Below are 23,143 nucleotides of genomic sequence, written 5' to 3'. Positions count from 1 at the left end.
AATGCCGGATGGCGAAGATGGCACTTCCAGTGGCGCGAGGTCAACCCCCTCCTTGTCGCCGGTCGCAGGGCGGACTCTGAGGAGATCACGTGGACGTGCTCCGTCTCGTCCACCAGACGTCAGGAGTCGAGATGAGCACACCAGATCCGGATCCGCGCAACCGCGAACCCGCAGCCGTTTCCGTCGAGCGAGGACCCACCCATCGCGAAGAGGCACTGGAACGCGAGCAGGAACGGTTCGGCGGGTTCAAGTGGGGCTCGGCCTTCTTCGGCTGGCTCACTGCCACCGGCACGGCCGTTCTGCTGACGGCTCTCCTGAGCGCGGTCGGGGCGGGGCTGGGCCTCGGTGTCACGGAAGGCGACGTCGAAGACGCTGCCCAGGAGATGGGAGCGAACGCGCAGACCGTCACCATCATCGGCGCCATCGCCCTAGCCGTCATTCTGTTCGTCGCCTACTACTGCGGCGGCTATGTCGCAGGGCGGATGGCGCGATTCTCCGGAGCGAAGCAGGGTCTCGCCGTCTGGATCTGGGCGATCGTCATCGCGATCGTGGTGGCCGTCATCGCCGCCGTGGCCGGTTCGCAGTTCAACGTGCTCGGTCAGCTGAACAGCTTCCCGCGCATCCCCGTGGACGAGGGCGCCCTGACGGCCACCGGCATCGTCACCGCGATCGTCGTGGCCCTCGTCAGCCTGGGCGGCGCGGTTCTCGGCGGGATCGGCGGCATGCGCTACCACCGCAGGGTCGACCGCGTAGGACTCGGCCGGTGAACCACCGACGGACAGGAGCGGCGGCGCCCTCTTCCGCCGCCCGACAGGAAGGCACCCCATGATCGATTCGTACAAGATCAACAGCCTTTTCGACGCGGATGTCGTCGATGACGAAGGGTCGAGGATCGGCACGGTGAAGCACGTGTACGTGGACCCGGACGGCGGTCAGCCGCTGTTCGTCGGTGTCACGACCGGCTGGTTCGGCAGGTCGGAGTCGTTCGTGCCGTTGCGCGGCGCCGACTTCGACGGCGAGGTACTGCATGTGGAATACGACAAGGACACGGTCAAGCACGCCCCTCGCATCGATGCTGACGGCACTCTGACCGACGACGACATCGACCGCATCCAGGATCACTACGACGATGGAACCACCGAAGAAGCCGGTGACGAGCACTCGAGCCGTGACGACGACCCCACACGGCGCCCTGCGCACGAGTACGGCGCGACTCCAGACGGTACCCGCGCCGGCGAGTCCGCTGCTCTGGGCGATGAGCGTCCTCCACGCAAGCGGATCCGTGTGCACAGGTACGTCGTCACGGATGAGCGGACGGGCACCGCTCCTGCCTCATCACGAGACGACGGCGCGCTCGAGCGCGGTCCGGCCGTCGAGCAGACCCGCTACGAGACCGTTGAGGAATCGCACGCAGGGCGGTTCGACGAATCGCGAGACAGCGCGGCCCGCGACCAGCCAGCGGATCCCGGAGACCGTGAGCTACGACGTCGCCGGGAATGAGCGCGACGGCCCGTTCATGAGGACGGACGCGCTCTGCAGCGCCGCCCGCCTGGCGTCCCTCCTGGGCGACCGGCGGCGGAGCTCGCCGTCGTGCAGTTCCAGCACGCGGTCGGCGCGCGCGAGCATCGCCGGATCGTGCGTGGCGACCACGGCCGCGGTGCCTCTTTCGTGCACGAGCCGGGCTATGAGGTCCATGATCTGGGCACCCGTCTCGCTGTCGAGCTGAGCGGTCGGCTCGTCGGCGAGCAGGATGCCAGGCTGCATGACGAGGGCGCGCGCGATGCCCACACGCTGCTGCTGCCCGCCCGACAGCTCGCCCGGTCGCTGCCGCGCGTGCTCGTCGAGACCGACGTCGCGGAGAGCCTCGGCCACGCGGCGGTCGCGCTCGGCTGGATCGACCCGGCGGATCCGCAGAGGCACCTCGACGTTCTCAGCTGCGGAGAGCACCGGGATGAGCCCCGCCGTCTGGAAGATCGACGCGATACGCGCACCACGCAGAGCCGCGACATCGGTCTTCGGATCCGCGAGATCGGCACCGTCGACCAGTACCCGACCCGACGTCGGCCGGTCGAGGCCCCCCAGCATGGTGAGCAGCGTCGTCTTGCCTGCTCCCGAGCGGCCCGCGATCACGACGAGTTCACCGGCCTGCACCGCGAGCTCGGCGTCCCGCACCGCGACGACCTCGCCCCCTGAGCTCGGGAACACGCGCGTCAGCGACTCGGCCCTCAGCACAGCATCCATCAGGCATCCTCCGCAGGGTCGCCGTGTCGTGCGGCGGACTGTGCCGGCGCGACGCGCACGTGGTCGGGTTCGAGGCTGAGCTGCACGCGCTCCCGCAGGTCGAGGGCGGCGACGAAGTCGGCGGGCAGCTGCATGCGCCCTGCCCTGTCGAGCAGCGCGTACTCCCGAGCGGTGCGCACCGCTCGACCCTCGTGATCCGTTGCGTCGCTGCGCAGCGTCTCGGTCGAGGTGCGGCCATCGCGGATGCGCACCGTGCGCTCGACGTGCTCGGTGACACCGGCGTCGTGCGTGACGATCAGCGTCGTCACGCCCCGCTCACGGTTGACGGTCTCCATCGCGGCCAGCACTTCGGCGCTGGTCTGCTCGTCGAGCTCTCCCGTCGGCTCGTCGGCGAGCAGCACGCGCGGCCTGTTGGCAAGGGCGACGGCGATCGCGACGCGCTGCCGCTGACCGCCCGACATCTGAGCGGGGCGCTTGCCGGCCACATCGGCGGCGTCGAGCAGGTCGAGCAGCTCATCGCCCACCGCCGCGCGCTCGGGGCGGGGCACGACGCCGGCGACGTCGTGCACCATTGCGATGTTCTCGCGCGCCGTGAGATACGGCAGAAGGTTGCGGGCCGACTGCTGCCAGACGAAGCCCACGCTGCTGCGCCGGTAGGCCAGGCGCTCGGTGCCCTTCATCGTGACCAGATCGTGTCCGGCCACGCGAGCCGCGCCCGCGGTCGGCTGGTCGAGCCCGGCGAGGATGCCGAGCAGTGTGCTCTTGCCCGACCCGGATGCTCCGACCAGGGCGACCATGTCGCCCGCGGCCATGCGCAGGTCGAGCCCCTGCAGAGCCTGCACCTCCACGCCCTGCGCCGTGAAGATGCGCACGAGTCCCTCGCACACGATCGCGCCGTCGGTCATGTCATCCATCCTCTCGCCACGATCATCATCACTGTTCCCGCTCATCGCCGTCTCTCACCGCCGTCGCCGTGCCGAGGCGCGATGCGAGCGCCGTGGCCGCGATCACCGCGATGGCCGATACCAGCGCGAACCCGACCACGACGATGACGGGCCACATGCCGCCGAGTTCGACGGGCGGCTGCGTCGGCCCGCCGACGAAGCCGCGCAGGTCGAGCTGCGGGATCACGAGCCATGCCATCGAGATGCCGACGCCCGCTCCGAACGGCAGAGCGAGCAGCAGCGCGGGGGCGACCTCCCAGGTCACCAGCCGCCCCTCCCCTCGCGACGGATGGCCGAGGGCGCGCAGTATCGCCAGCATCCTTGCCCGCGGCACGGCGCCGAGCACGAGCATGGCGACCACCGCGACGGCCAGCAGCACGGCGACGATGCCGCTCGCGGCCAGCAGAGCGCCTTGCACGACGGAGAACGCCGGGTCCTGCTCGTGCACCGCGGCGGTGCGAGCGGGCGTCGTGAAGACGGCGTCGCCCGCCACCTCGCGGACGGCGGCCGCACCGACCTCGTCGGCGTCGACGTTCGGCCCGACAGACAGGTAGAGCTGAGACAGGCCGATGTTGCGCTGTCCGAGTGCGCGCGCGTTCTCGGTATCGACGATCACCCACTGCTCCGCCGTCCCGAAGGGCACCTGCGCGGGAGCGACCGCGATGACGTGCACCTCTCTGCCCCCGACCTCGAGCCCGATCTCGTCGAGGTCGCCGGAGGCATCCACTCCCAGACGCTCCAGCAGCGTCTGGGACGCGACGACCGGCACTCGATCGCCGTCGGCGGGCTCCGCGAGCGATGCCGGCAGCGGAAGCGCGGCGGGAAGACCCTGCTGCATCCTCGCGAACTCCGCCGTGTCGATCGTGTACACGTGGGCTCGCTGATTCTCCGACGCCGTCTCGGCCTCCACGGCCGAGTCGCCCTGCAGCGCGGCCATCTGAGCGACCCCCTCGAGCTGGGCCACGCGCTCAGCAGCATCCTCCGTGATGTACGAGGCATCGACGCGAACATCAGCCCCGACGTCCATGACGGCCGAGCGCTGGATGCCGCTCGTCACCGTCGAGGCGAACGCCACCGAGAAGACCGCCACGCCGAGGCCGATGACGACGGCGAGCACGGGTGCGGCTCTCACGAGCGGGTCGCGTCGCGCCCGTGCCGGGCCGAGCAGCGCGGTGAGAGATGCGCGCCCACGACCTCGTCGCTCGGCGAGCAGGAGCAGGGGCGGCAGCATGCGCAGGCACAGGATGCTGGCGGACGCACCGAGCAGCACCGGCAGAGCGAGCAGCAGCGGGTCGGCATCGGCCCCGCCCGGCCGCGCGGCGATGAGCGCGACGAGCACGACCGTCAGGGCGAGGAAGAGCAGCTCTGCGATCAGGCGCGGTGACCCGCGGCGCGCGGTGACGCCGAGGTCCTGGCGCTGGTGGCGCTCGGCATCGGTCAGCACGCCCCATGGCAGCACCAGCGCCGGCACAGCTGCGAGCAGCGCCGGGATCAGCAGCACCCAGCCGGCCAGCAGGCCGGACTCGACAGCTGCCGTCGACGAGCCGATCACGGCGCCGAGAACTCCGAGTGCGGCGCCTTCGCCCCCGAGAAGAACGATGAGCCGGACCGTCGACGCGCCTCGAGCGCGCAGCACGCGCACTGGGCCGACGCGTCGGACCCCGATGAGCCGAGTGACGAGTGCGAGCACGACAATCGCCACGGCGACCGGACCGACGGCCGCGACGGCGACCACCGCCGTCATCGCCTGCCCTCGCGTCACGCCGTCGCCGATCACGCGCGGCAGCCCGGACGAGAACGAGAGCCCACGGTTGTAGAAGCTGTCGGTGGCCATCGGCAGCTCGATCGGGTCGGCGGTGAGCAATCTCAGCTGAGCCGCCACCGCCGCGGCACTGGCTGCGGTGATCTGGTCGGTGTCGAGCGGGATCCACGAGGTGACCTTGACGTCGCGCACGCGATCCTCGAGTGCTGCGACCTCATCGACGTGCATGAACGCCGCACCCACCAGGATCTGATCTCCGGTGGAGCTCACCTCGAGCACAGGGCGCAGCGAACCGGGGATGAACGCCCAGTCCGGTGTATCCGGATCGATGGCGGCAACGGTGCCGGTGAGCAGCAGCGTACGGCCGTCCCACAGCCGCTCGGTGCCCACCGGCCATGCCAGCTGCTCGGCGACCTCCGTCGTGAGGGCGACCTCTACGGTCACCGCCGGATCGGTGAGCTCCGGCAGGCGTCCCTCGACCACGGCGATGCGGCTCTCGAACCCCACTTCGGACACGAGCGCGATCTTGTTGATCGGCACAGGGTCGGTGCGCGCGGGGTCGGGATCGATCGAGAACTGCGGATCGATCGCCATCATCAGCCGCGGCTCGCCGAGCAGAGCGCGCAGCGCTGGCGGTTGCTGCCGGCGCGACGCGTCGATGGTCGAGAGGGCCGACCCCCACACGCCTGCCTCGGGGTCGGCGCTCGAATCGAACGAGGGAAGGCCGGGTGCGGTGGCGGTCAGCCATCGGCTGATCTGCGGAAGCGCGGCGGTCGCGTTCTGGATGGTCGCGGTGCGGCCCTGCTCGAGCATCATGGGCGCGGCGACCCCGAGGTACGAGAGCCCCGCGATGACGATCACGAGGAACATCGACAGCGCCGGCGTCGTCGCGGCACCGCGCAGTGCGAGTCGAATCGCCGAGATCATGAGCCGACCCCCAGCACGATGGGCAGCACGGCACCTGCGACCGCGGCTCCGCAGATCGTGCCCGCGACCACCGCGTACAGCGCGATGCCGACGCTCTCTCCCATCCGCATCGCACGCTGCGCGGAGGGCTCGAGTCCGAGCGCACGCAGCACCAGCGCCTCGTCACGTCGGGTGCGGGCGGAGGCAGAGGTCGCGGCGATGAAGCCGATCGCGCCGAGCAGAGCCGCGGCGAGAGCACCGGCGGTGAGCATCCTCGGCGCAACCGAGGTGACAGGGGCGGCACTGACCTGCGCTGCGGTGAGGATGCGCACCGGTTGGATGGCCCGCGCGCGGAGCAGCTCTGCGATGCGCGGCGGGTCGTCGGTGCTCAGCCAGAGCTCGTTCGCCGGCCGCTCGAGCCCCAGTCGCTCGAGCGCGGCCGGCTCGGTGGCGACGCCGAGGCCGGAGCCGACGCCCGGCAGCGAGTCGGCGATGCCGGTCACCACGATCGAGACCGGTCGATTGATCGAGCGGATGCGGGCGGTGAAGGTCGTACCCAGCTCGGCGCCGAGCAGGTCGGCGAGGCTCGCGGTGATCTGCGCGGGAAGGGTCTCGCCGGAGGAGACTGGCAACGACGCGGTGAGGCCGACGGCCGCTTCGGGCCCAGCGACGAGGGTCGCGGTATCGGAACCGACGGTGAGCGGTGTGTAGAGGATGTCTGACGCCGAGCTCACGCCGTTCCACTTCTCGACATCCGAGGCCGTCGTCGCGAGCTCGTCAGCCGAGATGAGACGGACGTCTGCGCCGAGCATCGCACGAGTCGTGCGCTGCTCGGCGGCGTCGGAGGCGAAGGGAGCCGTGACAGCGAGGGCCGCGGTGGCCGCCGCCAGCGAGAGGCAGAGGATAGCGACGGCGACGGTGTTCATCCGTCTGGCCACTTGACGCAGAGGCAGGGTCGGCGTGATTCCCCTCGAGCCGCGAAGCAGTCTCTCGCTGAGAGCGGCCAATGGGCCGGCCGCGAGCGGGGCGAGCACGCACGCGGCGATGAGCAGCAGAGTCGGCGCGGCGGCGGCCAGGGGCTCGGTCGTGCCGTCCGAGCGCACCACGGCGCGAGTCGTGAACAGCTGCCAGCCGGCCAGGGCGCCGAGGGATATCGCGACACCCGCCGGCAGCAGCAATGCTGTCAGCGAGCGAAGACCGGCGTCACTGCGCTGTGCGTCCGGCCGCAGCGCGTCGGCGCGCAAGGCGCTGCGCACCGCGAGCAGAGCGGCCATCAGCGCAGCGACCATGACGGCTCCGCCCGACAGGAGCACCACCTCCGGAGACACTCCGAAGAGCACCGCCAGCGCGACGATCGCGATCGTCGCCCCGGCGAGTGCGAAGACCGCGGTCTCCCCCGCCGCTGAGAGTGCCAGCCGACGAGCGGATGCGCCGCGAGCGCGAAGCAGTCCGAGTTCATCGACGCGAGCGGTCGAGAGCGACGACAGCACGACGCCGAGCACGAGCGCCCCGAGCAGCGCGATGATCAGCTGCGGTGCGATCAGCAGGCCACGAGTGCCTGCGACGGCGGCGGACTGCCGCTCGAGGGTCTGGGCGAGCGTGCCCGACACCTGTGTGTTCTGCGTCCTGCCCGGGTCGACCTTCTCGGGCAGCGTGTCGAGCCGGGCGACCCCGCGCTGCAGGTCGGAGAGGGATGCGAGACCGACGCGAGCCGGTGTGATCTCCCAGCTGACGGCGGGCGAGTCGGCCTGCGCGGCGAGCGTGTCGGCGACGGCGACCGCCGGTCCGATCACGCCGTCGCTCTGTCCTGACGCCACGGACGGGTCGCCGTGCCAGGCGGTGCCGGCGGGGTCGTGAGCGCGCCAGGTTCCGACGATCTCGAGCGCGGGGCGATCCCGGGCCGGTGGCACGGACTCGCCGGCGGGTGACGCGACGGTCAGCGTGTCACCGGCGTCGACGCCGAGGAGTCGCGCCGCGGCATCGGGAAGCGCGATCTGGCCGGGGCGCTGCGGCCACTCCCCCGAGGTGATCTCGGCGAGCTCGGGGATGCGGTCATCCGACAGAAGGCGGAGCGTCGACGCATCACCGCCCGGTGCGGCGATTGCGAGCTCGAGCGAGATCTGCCGGGCGATGGTGACCGGGGCGTCCTCGAAGGCCGCGCCGATGGCATCCCGCACCCTGTCGTCCTGCGCGGCAGGGTCGTCGGCCTCGGTCGCGACGACGCGCACACTCCGGGCGCCGGGTTCGGCGTCGCGGAGGATCTCCGCGGTGCCACGTGTCAGCAGCCGGTCGGCGGTGATCGCGATGCCGCCCACACCGGCGACAACGACAGCGACGACGAAAGCGAGAAGCGACAGCCGGCCGATCTGCTCGCCGGCCCGCCGGATTGCAGACGTCATCGCTTCCCATCCGGTGCGCTCCCCCTTGCGCGCACGCACTGCCTCTCATCCTGGCGCGCATGGTTGTGTTCGCGCAACCATGCGAAGGCGGTGGGCGGATGCCTCAGGCGTCGATGCTAGAGATCCGATCCGTTCCGCAAGCGCCTCCGAACAACTCAGCGAACCGGCCGCCACGGCTGGGCTGAGGAGCAGAGAACGATGACGGAGCGGAATCGACGAGGCGCATTCATCTTCTTCGCGGCTGTCGCGGGAGTGATCAGTGCGCTGGTGTTCCTTGCGGCTGCCGAGTTGTCGGCGCTGCTGCTGGCGCGGGACTCGAGTCCGCTCCTGGCGGTGGGCTCGTTCGTCATCGACGTCGTCCCGCAGCCGCTCAAGGAGTTCGCGATCTCGACGTTCGGGGAGTTCGACAAGATCGCGCTGCTGCTCGGGCTCGGGCTGGCGGTGGTGATCGCGTCAGCAGCGGCGGGCATGCTGCAGCTCTTGCGGCCGCCGATCGGCGTGCTCATGCTCGGCATCGCCGGAGCGGCGTGCGTAGCGGCGACCACCACTCGTGCCGGCGCCACACCCCTCGCCTTCCTTCCCTCGGTGATCGGCGCAGTCGCCGGGGCCGTGGTGCTCGTCCTGCTCTGCCGCCGGCTCGTGGCCTGGCGGCGCGCGGCCTCCGTGCCGTCGGACGTCGTTGAACCCGCTGCCGACAGGCCCGGTGACCCCGTGGCCATCGACCGACGCCGGTTCTTCGCCCTCGCCGGCATTGCGGGCGCATCAGCTCTGATCGCCGGCATCACCGCACGGGCGGTGAACGCTGCCACGTCATCCGTTGCTGCGATCCGCAAGGGGCTGCGCCTGCCGGCAGCCCGCACGTCGGTGACGATCCCCGAGGGAGCCGAACTCGACATCCCGGGCATCTCGCCGCTGTTCACCCCCAATGCCGACTTCTACCGGGTGGACACCGCGCTCACCGTACCGACGGTCGACCCCGCGACCTGGCGGCTGGTGATCGACGGAATGGTCGATCAGCGGATCGAGCTCACCTTCGACGAGCTGGTGGCGATGGGGCTGGACGAGTACGCGATCACCCTGACCTGTGTCTCCAACTTCGTCGGCGGCGACCTGGTCGGAAACGCGATGTGGCTCGGAGTGCCGATCCGGGACGTGCTCCGGCTGGCCGGCCCGCACGCCGACGCCGACATGGTGCTGTCGCGCAGCGTCGACGGGTACACCGCGAGCACTCCGCTGTCGGCCCTCACCGACGACGGGCTCGATGCGATCCTCGCTGTCGGGATGAACGGCGAGCCGCTCCCACTCGATCACGGGTTCCCCGTCCGCATGGTCGTACCTGGCCTGTACGGATACGTGTCGGCCACGAAATGGGTGACAGAGCTCACCGTCACCACGTTCGAGAAGGACGAGGCGTACTGGACGCCGCGCGGCTACAGCGCGGAGGCGCCCATCAAGTTCTCGTCCCGCATCGACACGCCGAAGATCGGGAAGACCGTCGGGGCCGGCCGGATCCCGATCGCGGGCGTGGCGTGGGCGCAGACGGTGGGCATCGAAGCCGTCGAGGTGCGCATCGATGACGGCGACTGGCAGCGCGCGAACCTGTCGACACCGATCAACGCCGACACCTGGGTGCAGTGGGTCCTGGAATGGGATGCAGAACCCGGCAACCACTACGTCTCCGTGCGGGCGATCAACAAGAACGGCGACATGCAGGTCGAAGAGGCCGCACCGATCGCGCCCGATGGCTCAACCGGCTGGCAACGGTCTTTGATCGCTGTGGAGTGATGTGTCTGCAGAACAGAAAACCCCCGCCTGAGCGGGGGTTTTTCACTGCTGGGGTACCTGGACTCGAACCAAGAACAACTGAACCAGAATCAGCCGTGTTGCCAATTACACCATACCCCAAGGGCGAAACCGGAGCCTCGCACCGAGAGTCAAGCTTACCCGAGCGGCGCGCAGATGGCGAATCGGCGCGGGCTGCCCGGGCGTGGCGCGTTCGCGCCCCTCACAGCTCGCCCATGCGCGCGGGCTTCGTCCACCGCAGGAAGACCGTCGAGCGCGTGATGCGGGCGAGGTCGGCCAGCAGCGAGCCGACCTTGGTGCCGATGCACAGGCTGAGGAACATCATCGGCGCCGACACCAGCGCCTGCGCGTCGAAGCTCGCCAGCGCGACGAGCCCGATCGTGCCCGGAACCAGCAGCAGGAACGCCGGCTGGAACGACACGGTGGCGGGCACCGCGAGCGTCACGCGCTCGAGCACGCGGGCGGCGACGAACAGCACGGCTGCGGCGACTCCGGTCGCGACCACGCTGCCGACCTGCGGGCTGAAGAAGGCCAGCACCGCGTACGTCCCGGTCATCACCACGATGCAGACGACGGTCAGCCTGAAGCCCGATCCGAATGCCAGGCCGATGCCGATCGCGAGCACGACGACCGCGAGCCAGGCCGTCCACTGCGGCGGAAGCGCACCCCAGCCGCCGCTGTCGTTCGAGAGGTGCACGGTCTCGCCGACGAGCGCGGCGGACGACGAGTCGACGCGCAGACCGGTGAGCGCGGCACCCGAGTAGAGGCCTGCAGCCATGAACGCGAGCATGATCAGTCCGTACATCAGCCGCGACGCACCCGTCACGATGTCGGTCGAGGTCAGCTCGAGCAGGGCGTTCGTGATCAGCGCACCCGGGACCAGTATCGCCACGGGCGCGCACACCGCGAACAGCGGCACGGGCCCGAGATCCAGCGCGTTCGCCACGACGCCGACGAGCAGAGTCGATGCGAAGGACGACACGAAGGGAGCCACCGCAGCGGCGGCGCGAACACGCATCATGAGGATCGTGAGACCGCCCACCAGCAGACCGACGATCAGCGCGAGCACCGCCGCCCACCACGGGCAGCGGAACAGCACCGCGAGCGCCGCAGAGAGCAGCCCGCAGCCGATCACACTCTGCGCACCGGGGATCCGGCGCGGGGTCGCCCGGATCGCCCGCATGCGCACCGGTGCCGCGGCAAGCGGAAGAGCGCCGGTCTCGAGATCACGCACCAGACGACTGGCACGCGCCGACTGGCGGAAGGTCAGCGCCTCGCCCTTGCCGATCACCGTGGTGGTCGCCGACGCCGATCCGGGTCGGCTCACCATCACCATCTCGGGAAGGATCGCGAACTCGAGCCTGGTCTCCGGTGCTGCTCGACGGCTCACCTGCTCGAGTGAGCCGCGCACGTCGGTCACCGAGGTGCCGCATTCGAGCAGCAGGACTCCGAGCTCGCCGAGGATCACGTCCGTCTCGGCGGCCGGAATCACGGCATCCGGCGCCTGCCGGCTCACGCCACGAGTTCAGCCAGCGCGCGCAGTCGCCGCAGCGACTCGTCCTTGCCCAGCAGCTCCATCGACTCGAACAGCGGCGGCGATACGCGGCGACCGGTCAGCGCGACGCGCGGCGGACCGTATGCGATGCGCGGCTTGAGGCCCAGCTCGTCGACGAGCTTCGCGGACAGCGCCTCCTGGATGGCATCCGGAGTGAACTGCTCCACGGGCTCGAGAGCCGCGACGCACGCGCCGAGCACCTCGGCGGCGTTCGCCGGCAGGCCCTTGAGCGCGTCGGCCTCGTACGAGATGTTGTCCGTGAACAGGAATCCGAGCATGCCTGCGGACTCGCCCAGCAGCTGCATGCGCTCCTGCACCAGCGGGGCCGCGCGGAAGGCGAGCACGATCTGCTCATGCGTCGGCTCGCCGCCGAACACGTCGGCGGCGGCGAGATACGGCAGCATCCGCTCGGCGAAGTCCTTCTCATCCAGCATCCGGATGTGGTCGCCGTTGATCGACTCGGCCTTCTTCTGGTCGAAGCGGGCCGGGTTCGGGTTGACGTCCGCGATGTCGAAGGCGGCGATGAACTCGTCGAGCGAGAACACGTCGCGGTCGGCGGCGATCGACCAGCCGAGCAGCGCGAGGTAGTTGAGCAGGCCCTCGTGGATGAAGCCGCGCTCGCGATGCAGGAACAGGTCTGCCTGCGGGTCGCGCTTCGACAGCTTCTTGTTGCCGGTCTCGCCCAGCACCAGTGGCATGTGCGCGAAGCGCGGCACGAACGTGGTCACGCCCGCGTCGATGAGCGCATCGTACAGCGCGAGCTGGCGGGCGGTCGACGGCATGAGGTCCTCACCGCGCAGCACGTGGGTGATGCCCATCAGAGCGTCGTCGACCGGGTTCACGAAGGTGTACAGCGGCACGCCGTTGGGTCGCACGACGACGAAGTCGGGGAACGAACCGGCCGGGAACGTCACCTCGCCGCGGATCAGATCGACGTAGGTGAGGTCCTCGTCGGGCACGCGCAGACGCAGTGCGGGCTGACGGCCCTCGGCGCGGAAGGCGGCCTTCTGCTCGTCGGTGAGGTCGCGGTCGAAGTTGTCGTAGCCGAGCTGCTTGGCACGACCGGCTGCCTCGTTGCGAGCGTCGATCTCTTCGGCGGTCGAGTAGCTCTCGTACAGCGCACCCGTCGCCATGAGCTTGTCGATCACGCCGCGGTAGATGTCGTGGCGCTCGGACTGCCGGTACGGCGCGTGCGGGCCGCCCACCTCGACGCCCTCGTCCCAGTCGATCTTCATCCAGGTGAGCGCGTCGACGAGCTGGCGGAAGCTCTCTTCGCTGTCTCGTGCCGCATCGGTGTCTTCGATGCGGAACACGAGCTTGCCGCCGTTGTGCCGGGCGTACGCCCAGTTGTACAGCGCCGTGCGCACCATGCCGACATGGGGCAGGCCTGTCGGCGAGGGGCAGAAGCGCACGCGGACGTCGGATCCGGTGGCGGTGGTGGTGAGGGGGTGCACAGTAGCCATATCCCCTCGATTCTACCGGGGGCGGATGCCGCGCTCCGGCCTCTCCGTTCCGGCTCAGCCGAGCCGGTCCACCGCGATCGCGGCGGTCTGCGTCATCGGCATCCGGCCGTCGTCTGAGCGCTCGCCGACGAGAGCGTCGAAGGCAGAACGGAAGCGCTCGCGGTCGGCATCCGGAAGGGTCAGATAGAACGCGCCCGCTCCCGCTACTCCCCCGGCGACCGAGCGCCACAGCGCCTCGGGATCGGCGTGCCACGTCCAGGTCAGCTCGGTGACCTCGGCATGCCAGCCGGCGTCGGCCAGCATGCCGGCGACCCCCTCGGCTGTGCGCTCGAAATCCTTGTCCGCCGGCAGGTGGCGGCCGGGTGCCGGCGTCAGGCCCGCTCGCGCGATGACGTCGGCCCACAACGCGGTGGGCGATGCCGTCCAGGTGGTGGCGATGACGAGTTCGCGGGCGACCCGTCGCAGCTCGGCAGAGGCGACCCGAGGGTCGGACACGTGGTTCAGCACGAAGTTCGCCGTCACGACGTCGAATGCCCGGTCGTCGAACGAGAGATGCGGCAGTCCGTCGCCCAGCATCGTCAGCTGCGGATGCCCGACACCGGCCACCTCGCGCATGCTGGGCTCCGGCTCGGTCGCGACGACGCGCCACCCGGCATCCGCCCATGCTGCGGCGAGCGTCCCGTCGCCGGCACCGACGTCGAGCAGCGTGCGCCCTCGGGCTGGGCCGGCGATCTCGCGCATCGTCTCGCCAGTGCCCGCGCACAGCGCGGCGTACGACGCGGCGAAAGCCTCGCCGGTGCCCACCCAGCTCATGCGGCCGCGCGGATGCGGCCGAGCGGCGACAGCGCCGTGATCGCGACCACGAGCACGAGTGCAACGGTCGCGAGACCGCCATAGCCGAACTCGGTGAGCACGAGCCCGGCGCCCGCCGCGCCGACCGCTGCGGTCAGGCTCATCAGCGAGTCGCTGACACCCTGCCGACGCGGGCGCATCAGCACGGTCGACGACTCGGTCAGCAGGGCCGCCCCCGCGACGGTAGCGGCGCTCCAGCCGAGACCGAGCAGGATCAGGGCGACCATGACCCCGGCGGGGTGGTCGCCTGCGATGATCGCCGTCAGCAGCGATGCGGTCAGCACAGCCTGGCCGAGCAGCACGACCCGGATGCGGCCCCATCGGTCTGCCAGCACTCCGAAGAGCGGAGACAGGCCGTACATGCCCGCCACGTGCAGCGCGATCGTGACCCCGACCAGCACCGTGACCTCGTGCGTCGACCCGTGACCACCGCTGTGAGCCATGTGCTTGAGATGGATCGGCGTCATCGCCATCACCGAGGCCATCACGGCGTGCGACCCCGAGACGGCGAAGATCGCGTATCTCGCGACGACGGGCCGGTCGATGTCGGCACCGAGAACAGCGCTCTTCGCCGAGGATCCGGCCAGGCTGATCGCGGTCAGCAGCGGATCGGGGCGCAGCGCGATCAGGTACAGCGCGAGCGCCGCCGCCTGCGCGATGAGCGAGAACAGGTATGAGCCGGTGAGCGGAGGCATCCCGATCACGGCACCGACCTCTTCGCCGAGCGGCAGCAGCAGCGGACCGGTCACACCGCCGACGGTCGTCGACCAGACGACGATCGACAGATCCCGGCCTCGATGCTCGGGGGCGGCGAGGTCGGTCGCGGCGAACCGGGACTGCAGGTTGCCCGCATTGCCCATGCCGATCATGATGATGCCGACCAGCAGCAGCGGGAAGAATCGCACCGCGGCCGAGGTGATCACGACGCCGATGCCGATCAGCGCGAGCAGATTGCCCGCGGTGAGCGACATGCGGCGACCGCGGCGCGCGGCGAAGCGCGCCAGAGGGATCGCGAAGGCCGCCGCTCCCAGCGTGACCGACGCGGTCGCCAGACCCGACAGGGCGTCGTCGCCGGAGAGATCCGCGGCGAGCAGGGCTCCGAGCGACACGGTCGCCCCGAACGCGATGCCGCCGAGCACCTGACCTGCCGCCAGCACGCCGACGGTGCGCCGCTGGACGGCGCGCAGGTCGCCGAGCGCGGTGCTCACGCGGCGGGTGCCGCGTCGCGCACGGTGTTTCGGAGCACGCCGATGCCGCTGATCTCGATCTCCACGGTGTCGCCCGCGACGATCTTCCCCACGCCGGCAGGGGTGCCGGTCATGATGACGTCACCCGGCAGCAGGGTGAAGGCCGCCGATGCGTAGGCGATGATGTCGGCGACAGAGTGGATCATGTCGGTCAGCGGTGCCTGCTGACGCACCTCGCCGTTCACGCGCGTCTCGAGGCGCGCGGTCGCGGCGACGAACTCGGTCTCGATGGTCGGGCCGAGCGGGCAGAAGGTGTCGAAGCCCTTGCCGCGGGTCCACTGCCCGTCCTTGCGCTGCAGGTCGCGCGCGGTCACGTCGTTGCCGATCGTGTAGCCGAAGACGTAGTCGAGGGCGTTCTCTGCGCTCACGTTCTTGGCGATGCGGCCGATGACCGCGACCAGCTCGCCCTCGAACTCGGTGCGCTCGGAGATCGTCGGGCGGACGATGCTGTCGCCGGGGCCGATGACCGAGGTGTTCGGCTTCAGGAAGAGCAGCGGCTCCTCGGGGGCTACATTGCCGAACTCCGCGGCGTGATCGTGGTAGTTGCGGCCGACGCAGACCACCTTCGAACGAGGGATCACCGGCGCGAGCAGCGCGACGTCGGCGACCGGCACGCGCTCCCCCGTCGGCTCGTAGCCGGCGAACATCGGATCTCCGTCGAGCACGACGATGTCGGTGTCGTCGAGGATGCCGTACCGGATGCCGTCGTTGTGGCTGAAACGCGCGATCTTCACCCCGCCAGCCTATCCCCGACAGCAGAGGCCCCGCCCGTCCTGCAGGAGGAAGGGCGGGGCCTCGAAGCGGGACGTCAGTCGAGGCGCACCAGCCAGCCGTGCCTGTCGTCGCGGCGGCCGTACTGGATGTCGGTCAGCTCTTCGCGCAGCGAGAGGGCGAGCTCCCCCAGCGGCTGCTCGTCTTCGAAGTCGTCCGAGACCAGGGCCCCGATCGGGGTGACGACGGCCGCGGTGCCGCAGGCGAAGACCTCGACGATGTCGCCGGATGCCACACCCTCGCGCCACTCGTCGAGCGAGACGGCACGACGCTCGACCGTGAGACCGCGGTCTTCGGCGAGCTGCAGCAGCGAGTCGCGCGTGATGCCCTCGAGGATGCTGTCGGACTGCGGGGTCACGACGCGGCCGTCCTTGTAGACGAACACGATGTTCATTCCGCCGAGCTCTTCGACGTTGCCGTCCTGGTCGAGGAAGACCACCTGGTCGCAGCCCTGAGCGGCAGCCTCGGCCTGCGGCAGCAGGCTGGAGGCGTAGTTGCCGCCCGTCTTCGCCGCTCCCGTGCCGCCTCTCCCTGCTCGGGCGTAGGTCTTCGACAGCCGGATGCGCACGGGCTTGACGCCGCCCGTGAAGTACGCGCCGGCCGGCGAGGCGATGAGATAGTAGGCGACCTTCTTCGCCGCACGCACACCGAGGAACGCCTCCTTGGCGAACATGAAGGGACGCAGGTACAGGCTCTGGTCGGCACCCGAGGGCACCCAGGCGCCGTCGACCGCGATCAGCTCGCGGATCGACTGGATGAAGTACTCGGTCGGCAGTTCGGGGAGCGCCATGCGACGGGCGCTGCGACGCAGACGCTCGGCGTTGCGGTCGGGCCGGAACGTGTACACCCCGCCGTCGGCGTGCCGGTACGCCTTGATGCCCTCGAAGATCTCCTGCCCGTAGTGCAGCACGGCTGCGGCCGGGTCGAGCGCGATGGGCCCGTACGGCTGGACGCGCGGGCGATGCCAGCCGCCCTTCTCAGACCAGCAGATGTCGACCATGTGGTCGGTGAAGTTCGTGCCGAAGCCGGGGTTCTGCAGGATCTCCTCGCGCTGGGCGGGGCTCTTGGCTGCGAGGTTCTTCGTCACGGCGAACGTGAGCTCAGCGGTGTCGGAGCTGGCTGTGGTGGCGGTGTCGGTCATGTCTGTCCTCTGTCGGATGCGGCGTCGATGCGCGTGTTCTCAGATTACGCCTGCAGTCGGGCGATGATCGCGTCGCCCGTCTCGGCGGTGGTGCGGGCGCCGTCGCGGCTCGCGATGTCGGCTTCGACCGCCTGCTGCACCCGAGCGGATTCATCGCGCAGGCCGAGGTGGTCGAGGAGCAGGGCGACGGACAGGATCGCTGCGGTCGGGTCGGCCTTCTGCTGACCCGCGATGTCGGGAGCCGAGCCGTGCACGGGCTCGAACATCGAGGGGAAGGCGCCGTCGGGGTTGATGTTGCCCGAGGCGGCCAGGCCGATGCCGCCGGTGACGGCGCCGGCGAGGTCGGTGAGGATGTCGCCGAAGAGGTTGTCGGTGACGATCACGTCGAATCGTGCCGGGTCGGTCACGAGGAAGATGGTGGCCGCGTCGACGTGCAGGTAGTCGACGGCGACATCGGGATGCTCGGATGCGACCTCGTCGACGATGCGCTTCCAGATCGCACCGGCGTGCACGAGCACGTTGGTCTTGTGCACCAGCGTGAGCTTCTTGCGTCGGCGTTCGGCGAGATCGAACGCATAGCGGACGACGCGCTCCACGCCGAATGCGGTGTTGACGCTGGTCTCGTTGGCGACCTCGTGCGGGGTGCCCTTGCGGATCGCGCCGCCGTTTCCGACGTACGGCCCCTCAGTCCCTTCGCGGACGACGACGAAGTCGATCTCACCGGGGTTCGCCAGGGGGCTGGAGGCGCCGGGGAACAGCTTCGAGGGACGGAGGTTCACGTAATGGTCGAGCTCGAAGCGCAGCTTCAGCAGCAGGCCGCGTTCGATGTTCGCATCCTTCAGCCGCTCGTCACCCGGGGTTCCGCCGACCGCACCGAGCAGGATCGCATCGTGCGAGCGGATGGCCGCGAGGTCGTCATCCGTGAGCGTGTCGCCGGTCTCGAGGTAGCGGCCGGCGCCCAGCGAGAACGGCGTCTTCTCGAACGTCACGTCGCCGCCCGCGGTGACCGCGTCGAGCACGCGCTCCGCCTCGGCGATGACCTCTCGTCCGATTCCGTCACCGGGGATGACGGCCAGCTTCACGACGCGCGACATGAGTCTCCTTGCAGCCCTGCTCGTCCGCCACGCGGGTCGCCGCGGACACTGCCTCCAGCGTAGCGGCGCACCGGCGCACGGCACGCCGGATGTCAGCGGCTGGGGCGCAGGGTCGTCGCCGCGACGACGATCGCGGATGCCACGAGCAGAGCCCCGATCAGCGAGGTCGTCACGATGCCTGAATCGAACGCGTGGGTCGCCGCCTGCCACAGTGCATCCGACTGCGCGGCCGGAAGCTCCTGGGCGGCGGCGTACGCGCCGGCGAGCGTCTCGCGCGCCTGAGCCGCGGGTGCGGCCGGCACGCCGTCCGGGATGGTCAGAGCACCGCGGTAGAACGCCGTGATGATGCCCCCGAGCACGGCGGTGCCGAGCACCGCGCCGAGCTCGTAGGCGGTCTCCGACACCGCACTCGCCGCTCCGGCCTTCTCGGCCGGAGCGTGCGCGAGGATCAGCTCGTTGGAGATGGTCTCTGCCGCGCCGATCCCGATGCCGAGGATGACGAAGGCCAGGACCAGCCACGCGACGCTGTTCGACTGCGCGGTCATGGCGACCACCAGGTACCCGCCGACCGACAGCAGGAGCCCTGCAGGCACGACGATGTGGGGCGGCACGCGGCGCGAGATCGGCACGACGCTGAGGCCGGCGATGATCATCGCCGCCATGCCGGGGACGAGGGCGAAGCCCGCGACCATGGGCGAGAGTCCGAGCACCAGCTGCAGCTGCTGCGGCACGAAGTAGAGGAACCCGACAAGCGCGATCACGCTGAGCAGGTTCACGAGGATGGCCCCGCTGAACCCGCCGCGGCGGAACAGGCTCATGTCGAGCATGGGGGTCTCGGCGCGCAGCTGGCGGCGCACGAACAGCCAGCCCATGGCGAGGCCGAGGACCACGAGTCCCGCGGCCACGAACGTGGGGCCGTCCACGGCGAACGACTTGATCGCGTAGACGATCGGCAGCATGGCCGCCATCGAGAGCACGATGCCGATCGGGTCGATGCGGCCGGGGTTCGGGTCGCGACTCTCGGGCAGCAGCCAGTACCCGCCGATGAGCAGCGGGACGAGCATGGGCACGGCGATGAGGAAGACCGAACCCCACGCGAAGTGCTCGAGCAGGAATCCGCCGACGACCGGACCGAGCGCCGACCCGGCGGAGAAGCCGGATGCCCAGATCGCGATGGCGAGTCGACGCTGGTCGCGGTTCGGGAAGATCGACCGCAGCAGCGACAGCGTGGACGGCATCAGCATCGCGCCGAAGAAGCCGAGCGCCGCACGGGCGGCGATGAGCAGGCCGGCGGTCGGCGCGAAGGCAGCCAGCGCTGACACCAGCGCGAAGCCCGTGGCGCCGATGAACAGCATCCGCCGACGGCCGAACCTGTCGCCCATCACGCCCATCGTGACCAGAAGGCCGGCGAGCACGAGCGAGTACACGTCGATCACCCACAGCTGCTCTGCGCCGCTCGGGCGCAGAGCGAGCGAGATCTCCGGCAGCGCGAAGCTCAGCACGGTGTTGTCGACCGAGACCAGCAGCACAGGCAGCATGAGCACAGCCAGTGCGGCCCACCCGCGGGCGCCGACGCGCGCACCGTCTTCATGGGAGAGCCTGATGGGGGCTGTGACGGACATGACCGCACCTTTCGAGTTCAGGGGACGTCGACGTTTATAAACCGTCCGGCTGGTACAGTAACACAGACGCCGACGATCAGGAGAAGCCGATGCCTCGTCCACCCCTGGCACGCGAACGCGTGCTCGATGCCTACCAGAGCATCCTCATCGCCGACGGCGAGCGAGCGGCCACACTCGAGGCTGTCGCGAGGGAGGCCGGGGTGTCGAAAGGCGGACTGCTCTACCACTTCGGCTCGAAGGACGACCTCACGACCGGCCTCGCCGCACGGCTGAGCGCACTGACAGACGAGGACCTCGATCGGATGTCCGCTGCGGAAGACGGGCCGATCGCCTATTACGTGCGCACCTCGGTCATGGAGGACGATGCCCTCGACCGAGCCCTGATCGCGACGACCCGCCTCGCACAGGGAGGCTCGGCCGCGGCATCCGACGCACTGCGCGACGTCCGCACCCGCTGGGCCGACGCGATCCGACCGCACGTGCGAGACGAGACCGCGCTGGACCTCGTCATGCTGCTCAGCGACGGCCTGTACTTCAACAACTCCCTCGCGGAGCCCGGCGAGGATCAGGGCGCGATGAGCGAGTTCGTGCCGACCGGCGCTGCGCTCGACCAGCTCGTCGCACTGGTGGTGGATGCGACCACGCGGGCCCCGGAATGAACCGGAACCCGCGTCAGCGCGTGTGAGCGATCAGACCTCGGCGATCTCGATCTGACGGAACAGGTCGGCGTCGATCGCGACGCTGACGTCTTCGAGCAGCTCGTCCGAGACCGGCGAGTCGAGGGTGAGCACGCTGAGCGCCTGCGCGCCGGCGGCCTGACGGGCGATCTGCATGCCCGCGATGTTGATCCCGGCGTCGCCGAACTTCTGGCCGTACACGGCCACGATGCCGGGGCGGTCGGTGTAGAGCATCACGACGTGGTGCTTCTCGATCGGCAGCTCGATGGCGTGCTCATTGATCGCCACGAGCTTCTCGATCTGCTTGGGGCCGGTGAGGGTGCCCGAGATCGCCAGCTGAGAGCCATCGGAGAGAGCCCCGCGCAGCGTGATGACGTTGCGGTACTCCTCGCTGATGTCGTCCTGCACGAGCCGCACCGCGATACCGCGCTGCTCGGCCAGCAGCGGCGCGTTGACGTACGAGACGGTCTCGCTCACGATGTTGGTGAAGACGCCCTTGAGCGCGGCGAGCCGCAGCACGCTGACGTCGTAGTTGTTGAGCTCGCCGTGCACCTCGACGTCGAGGCTGGTGATCGGCGACTGAGCGAGAGCCGAGAAGATCTGGCCCAGCTTCTCGACCAGCGGGATGCCGGGACGCACATACGGGTCGATGACCCCGCCCGCGACGTTGACCGCGTCGGGAACGAGGTCGCCGCCGAGCGCGAGGCGCACCGAGCGCGCGACAGACACGCCCGCCTTCTCCTGAGCCTCGTCGGTGCTGGCGCCGAGGTGCGGAGTGACGACGACGTTCGGCAGACCGAGCAGCGCCTGAGCGGTGCTGCCCTCAGCCGGGGGCTCGGAGGTGAACACGTCGAGTCCTGCGCCGGCGATCTCACCAGCGACGAGTGCCTCATGCAGGTCGGCCTCGTCGATCAGGCCGCCGCGCGCGACGTTCACGACGAAGGCCGTGGGCTTCATCGCGGCGAACTGCTCGGCCGCGATCATGCCCGTCGTCTCGGGCGTCTTCGGCATGTGGATTGTGATGAAGTCGGACTCGGCGACGAGCTCGTCGAGAGTGACGAGCTGCACGCCGAGCTGCTGCGCACGAGCGCTCGTGACGTAGGGGTCGTACGCGATGACCCGCATGTCGAACGCGTTGAGGCGCGCGGCGACGAGCGCGCCGATCCGGCCGAGACCGATGATGCCGACCGTCTTCTCGAACAGCTCGACACCGGTGAACGAGCTGCGTTTCCAGGCTCCGCTCGAGAGCGAGGCGTGGGCGGCGGGGATGCGACGGGCGAGGCTGAGGATGTGACCCACGGTGAGTTCGGCCGCAGAGACGATGTTCGACGTGGGCGCGTTGACGACCATGACGCCGGCTGCGGTCGCGGCCTTGATGTCGACGTTGTCGAGTCCGACACCGGCGCGGGCGACGACCTTCAGCTTGGGGGCGTGGGTCAGCGCCTCGGCGTCGATGCGCGTGGCCGAGCGGACGAGCACGGCGTCGGCGTCGGCGAGGGCCGCGAACAGCGCCTCACGATCGGTTCCATCGACCTCGCGCACGTCGAAGTCGGGGCCGAGTGCCTCGATCGTCGCGGGCGAGAGCACCTCGGCGAGCAGGACGACGGGCTTGGTGGCGGTGTTGTTCGGCACAGAGATCCTTCGGGGCAGGACGAGCGGGAGTAAGCCGATGCGCCGCACGCCGTCGGGGCGCGATCGGGACACACTTTACCTCAGCGCCATCGACCGCCCCGACCGTGTGACGGGCCGTTGCAGCGGGCGGTGGGAGAACTCAGCCGAGCAGCGATGCTCCGTTGCGCAGCGCAAAGCTCAGCGTGTCGAGCCAGAACACCGCGCTCAGCCCGAGACCGGCGAGCATCGCGACGATGAAGACCCCGAGGGGGCGCCTGCGTGTCATCAGCAGCGCCACGACGAACACGATCATCGGCACGATCACCGGCATGAGAAGAACAGTCCAGCCGTATCCGCTGATGCCCGCCTGCGCCATCTCGATCAGATAGAAGGTCGCGTTCCAGATGAGGAACGCGTAGGCGAGTCCGAGGATGCCGGTGACGAAGCCGCGAAGCATGCTGACCACGCGGGACGCCGTGGGATCGACCTCGGCGGATGATGTGCTCTCGCTCACAGCGCTCCCCCTCCCCCGGCGACCACGAAGGGCCACGGCACGAGCAGCGCGGCTCCGACGACAAGGGCGCTGATGCGCACCCAGTCCCTGCTGCCGCGGGTCAGCATGAGCGTCGACACGAACCAGAGAGCCGGGGCGAGCACCGCAATCCACATGCTCGCGAGGTAGTGAGGTGCGGGCAGCATGAACATCGCCTTGGCCTGCATCCCGACCCCGCCGATCACCCAGCCGATCGTGTACAGCAGGTACACGCCTCCGAGGATGCCGAGCATCACGAGCGTGGCCGTTCCGATTCCCTGAGGCTCGTCTTCAGCATCCGGCAGGGGGTCCCCGGCACCCGTCGCCCGTTGGCGCGCTGCATTGCCAGCGACATGCGGGGCTGCCGGAGCTCTGTCGCGTCCCGGTGCGGAGGTTCGACGGGCGGGGTCGGGCCAGCGGGCCTCGAGCGCGTCGTCACCGTCCCAGCTGAGAGCGTCGTCCTCGGGGTCGGAATTCATCTCTCCAGCGTACCTACGCTGCAGGCGACCTCCCACTAGGCTCA

The 23,143-nt window shown here is 69.9% G+C and carries 19 protein-coding genes and 1 tRNA gene; 4 read left to right on the top strand and 16 right to left on the bottom strand.

Annotated elements, in window-relative coordinates; all coding sequences use genetic code 11:
- The first annotated feature begins 131 nt into the window (after window positions 1–131).
- Together AB0N59_RS10625 and AB0N59_RS10620 are read left to right on the top strand one after the other, a co-directional pair.
- A complete protein-coding gene (locus AB0N59_RS10625; RefSeq protein WP_363482644.1) occupies window positions 132–767 on the top strand; it encodes a hypothetical protein in 636 nt (211 codons plus the stop codon).
- Between the two features lie 58 nt (window positions 768–825).
- Window positions 826–1,500 carry a PRC-barrel domain-containing protein gene (locus AB0N59_RS10620; RefSeq protein WP_363482641.1) on the top strand — a complete coding sequence of 225 codons (675 nt, stop codon included), beginning with the start codon at window positions 826–828 and terminating at the stop codon, window positions 1,498–1,500.
- Here the strand turns inward: AB0N59_RS10620 and AB0N59_RS10615 are convergent.
- Genes AB0N59_RS10615 through AB0N59_RS10600 form a run of 4 tightly spaced genes read right to left on the bottom strand, consistent with a single transcriptional unit; the run spans window position 1,480 to window position 8,252 of the window.
- Complete coding sequence (locus AB0N59_RS10615; RefSeq protein WP_363482638.1) at window positions 1,480–2,241, bottom strand: ABC transporter ATP-binding protein; 762 nt, start codon at window positions 2,239–2,241, stop codon at window positions 1,480–1,482. The two genes, AB0N59_RS10620 and AB0N59_RS10615, sit on opposite strands and share 21 nt — an antisense overlap.
- On the bottom strand, window positions 2,241–3,155 hold the full coding sequence (locus tag AB0N59_RS10610; RefSeq protein WP_363482635.1) for an ABC transporter ATP-binding protein: 915 nt from the start codon (window positions 3,153–3,155) through the stop codon (window positions 2,241–2,243). The genes AB0N59_RS10615 and AB0N59_RS10610 overlap by 1 nt, the downstream gene beginning before the upstream one ends.
- A gap of 19 nt (window positions 3,156–3,174) precedes the next feature.
- On the bottom strand, window positions 3,175–5,874 hold the full coding sequence (locus tag AB0N59_RS10605; RefSeq protein WP_363482628.1) for an ABC transporter permease: 2,700 nt from the start codon (window positions 5,872–5,874) through the stop codon (window positions 3,175–3,177).
- Window positions 5,871–8,252 (bottom strand): FtsX-like permease family protein, encoded by a 2,382-nt coding sequence (locus tag AB0N59_RS10600; protein ID WP_363482621.1) that lies wholly within the window; start codon window positions 8,250–8,252, stop codon window positions 5,871–5,873. The genes AB0N59_RS10605 and AB0N59_RS10600 overlap by 4 nt, the downstream gene beginning before the upstream one ends.
- A gap of 198 nt (window positions 8,253–8,450) precedes the next feature.
- Here AB0N59_RS10600 and AB0N59_RS10595 point away from each other — a divergent pair, with 198 nt between their 5' ends.
- A complete protein-coding gene (locus AB0N59_RS10595; protein ID WP_363482618.1) occupies window positions 8,451–10,037 on the top strand; it encodes a molybdopterin-dependent oxidoreductase in 1,587 nt (528 codons plus the stop codon).
- A 48-nt stretch (window positions 10,038–10,085) separates the two neighbouring features.
- Here the strand turns inward: AB0N59_RS10595 and AB0N59_RS10590 are convergent.
- The 9 genes from AB0N59_RS10590 to AB0N59_RS10550 all read right to left on the bottom strand — a co-directional run bounded on the left by AB0N59_RS10590 (window position 10,086) and on the right by AB0N59_RS10550 (window position 19,800).
- A tRNA-Gln gene (locus AB0N59_RS10590) sits at window positions 10,086–10,157 on the bottom strand.
- Window positions 10,158–10,257: 100 nt separating this feature from the next.
- Complete coding sequence (locus AB0N59_RS10585; protein ID WP_363482615.1) at window positions 10,258–11,571, bottom strand: threonine/serine exporter family protein; 1,314 nt, start codon at window positions 11,569–11,571, stop codon at window positions 10,258–10,260.
- Window positions 11,568–13,073, bottom strand: coding sequence for a glutamate--tRNA ligase (gltX, locus tag AB0N59_RS10580; RefSeq protein ID WP_363482612.1), 1,506 nt, complete (start codon window positions 13,071–13,073; stop codon window positions 11,568–11,570). Before gltX ends, AB0N59_RS10585 begins: the two co-directional genes overlap by 4 nt.
- 54 nt (window positions 13,074–13,127) lie before the next feature.
- On the bottom strand, window positions 13,128–13,886 hold the full coding sequence (locus AB0N59_RS10575; protein ID WP_363482609.1) for a class I SAM-dependent methyltransferase: 759 nt from the start codon (window positions 13,884–13,886) through the stop codon (window positions 13,128–13,130).
- Window positions 13,883–15,133, bottom strand: coding sequence for an MFS transporter (locus AB0N59_RS10570; protein ID WP_363482606.1), 1,251 nt, complete (start codon window positions 15,131–15,133; stop codon window positions 13,883–13,885). Before AB0N59_RS10570 ends, AB0N59_RS10575 begins: the two co-directional genes overlap by 4 nt.
- Window positions 15,130–15,906 (bottom strand): fumarylacetoacetate hydrolase family protein, encoded by a 777-nt coding sequence (locus tag AB0N59_RS10565; RefSeq protein ID WP_363482603.1) that lies wholly within the window; start codon window positions 15,904–15,906, stop codon window positions 15,130–15,132. The genes AB0N59_RS10570 and AB0N59_RS10565 overlap by 4 nt, the downstream gene beginning before the upstream one ends.
- 74 nt (window positions 15,907–15,980) lie before the next feature.
- Window positions 15,981–17,084 (bottom strand): branched-chain amino acid aminotransferase, encoded by a 1,104-nt coding sequence (locus AB0N59_RS10560; RefSeq protein ID WP_363482601.1) that lies wholly within the window; start codon window positions 17,082–17,084, stop codon window positions 15,981–15,983.
- A gap of 44 nt (window positions 17,085–17,128) precedes the next feature.
- Entirely contained in the window at window positions 17,129–18,178 is a 1,050-nt protein-coding gene (locus AB0N59_RS10555) for a 3-isopropylmalate dehydrogenase (RefSeq protein WP_363482599.1), read from the bottom strand.
- Between the two features lie 92 nt (window positions 18,179–18,270).
- Window positions 18,271–19,800 carry an MFS transporter gene (locus tag AB0N59_RS10550; protein WP_363482596.1) on the bottom strand — a complete coding sequence of 510 codons (1,530 nt, stop codon included), beginning with the start codon at window positions 19,798–19,800 and terminating at the stop codon, window positions 18,271–18,273.
- Window positions 19,801–19,889: 89 nt separating this feature from the next.
- On the opposite strand from AB0N59_RS10550, the gene AB0N59_RS10545 reads away from it, so the two are divergent.
- Window positions 19,890–20,459 carry a helix-turn-helix domain-containing protein gene (locus AB0N59_RS10545; RefSeq protein ID WP_363482593.1) on the top strand — a complete coding sequence of 190 codons (570 nt, stop codon included), beginning with the start codon at window positions 19,890–19,892 and terminating at the stop codon, window positions 20,457–20,459.
- Window positions 20,460–20,489: 30 nt separating this feature from the next.
- Here the strand turns inward: AB0N59_RS10545 and serA are convergent, their stop codons facing one another.
- From serA to AB0N59_RS10530, 3 genes are all read right to left on the bottom strand, one after another.
- Window positions 20,490–22,109, bottom strand: a complete 1,620-nt coding sequence (serA, locus tag AB0N59_RS10540; protein ID WP_363482590.1) for a phosphoglycerate dehydrogenase — start codon at window positions 22,107–22,109, stop codon at window positions 20,490–20,492.
- A 139-nt stretch (window positions 22,110–22,248) separates the two neighbouring features.
- The gene (locus AB0N59_RS10535; RefSeq protein ID WP_363482587.1) at window positions 22,249–22,602 is read right to left on the bottom strand and encodes a hypothetical protein; all 354 of its coding nucleotides are present in this window, start codon (window positions 22,600–22,602) and stop codon (window positions 22,249–22,251) included.
- Window positions 22,599–23,099: a hypothetical protein gene (locus AB0N59_RS10530; RefSeq protein WP_363482584.1), complete on the bottom strand. Its 501-nt coding sequence runs from the start codon at window positions 23,097–23,099 to the stop codon at window positions 22,599–22,601. Before AB0N59_RS10530 ends, AB0N59_RS10535 begins: the two co-directional genes overlap by 4 nt.
- Window positions 23,100–23,143: the final 44 nt, after the last annotated feature.

The sequence above is a fragment of the Microbacterium sp. NPDC089321 genome (assembly GCF_040684935.1).
Lineage (GTDB): Bacteria > Actinomycetota > Actinomycetes > Actinomycetales > Microbacteriaceae > Microbacterium.
Note: the sequence above shows the minus strand (reverse complement) of the source record. Positions and strands in the feature narration are given on the sequence as shown.